This is a genomic window from Pseudoxanthomonas sangjuensis (assembly GCF_010211755.1).
In the GTDB taxonomy this organism is placed as follows: Bacteria; Pseudomonadota; Gammaproteobacteria; order Xanthomonadales; family Xanthomonadaceae; genus Pseudoxanthomonas_A; species Pseudoxanthomonas_A sangjuensis.
This window is the reverse complement of record NZ_PDWR01000065.1, coordinates 1-574: the sequence shown is the minus strand read 5'-3', so window position 1 is coordinate 574 and position 574 is coordinate 1. Positions and strand designations below refer to the sequence as shown.

The window sequence follows — 574 nt, the reverse complement described above, 5'->3', positions numbered from 1 at the left end:
ATTCGGGCCCCGGCCTGAGCGAAGAAGACGCCGCCAAACTGTTCCAACGCGGCTGCCGCGGCACCCATGCCGGCCACTCGCAAGGCGGCGGCATCGGCCGGTCGATCGTCAGCCGGCTGTGCGATCTATACGGCTGGCGCGTCAGCGTGCGCCCAGGCCAGCAGCGCGGCGTCATCGCAACCCTAGCCTTCCATCGCTAACCACCACCCGCACTCCCGTAGGAGCGCACCCGGGCGCGACCGCGCTTTATCGGTGGAACCTCGTCGCGCCCAGGTGCGCTCCTGCGGGATCCAGGGTGCTACCGGATCCGCGGCGCAGGCGCCTGCTGGCTGCCCGGCACCGGCACGATGCCGCTGGCCGATGATGGGTCGACCACGGTCATGGTTTCGGTGGAGCCGTCCGGCCACACCTCCTGGACAGTGGAGCCAGCCGGCAAGGTGGAAAACGGCATGGCACTGCTGGCGCGGTAGACCGCAGCGACCTGGCTTGCGCCATGCCGTCGCTGCTGTTCGTCGGCGGTGACGCTGGTGGACTTGACCGACAGCGGCTGGTACCGGTGATCGGCGGTGTCGAT

General features: G+C 69.5%; 2 protein-coding genes. One reads left to right on the top strand and one right to left on the bottom strand.

Features of this window, described 5'->3' with window-relative positions; genetic code table 11:
- Positions 1-200, top strand: a 200-nt coding sequence (locus CSC71_RS15310; protein WP_162375234.1) for a sensor histidine kinase, incomplete at its 5' end; no start/stop codon positions are given.
- Between the two features lie 98 nt (positions 201-298).
- On the opposite strand, the gene CSC71_RS15305 is transcribed toward CSC71_RS15310, so the two are convergent.
- Positions 299-574, bottom strand: a 276-nt coding sequence (locus tag CSC71_RS15305) for a hypothetical protein (RefSeq protein ID WP_162375233.1), incomplete at its 5' end; no start/stop codon positions are given.